Genomic DNA, 218 nt, shown 5'->3' on the forward strand with positions numbered 1-218 from the left:
AGCTCGGATACGTCGGCGCGGGTGAAGCGGATGGCGTGGGCCACGCCCGCCACTTCGGCATTCTCGCGTGCCGCTTCGATCGCCGTCGGATCGATGTCGCTGCCGTGGATCTCCTGCTCCGGCGAGGTGAGCTCGGATACGTCGGCGCGGGTGAAGCGGATGGCGTGGGCCACGCCCGCCACTTCGGCATTCTCGCGTGCCGCTTCGATCGCCGTCGG

General features: G+C 69.7%; 1 protein-coding gene. It reads right to left on the minus strand.

The features are described from left to right. Nucleotides 1–218: hypothetical protein (locus ACVOJ1_RS19010; RefSeq protein WP_346480781.1), on the minus strand; the 218-nt coding region annotated here is incomplete at both ends.

The sequence above is a fragment of the Stenotrophomonas sp. STEN225 genome (assembly GCF_056756445.1).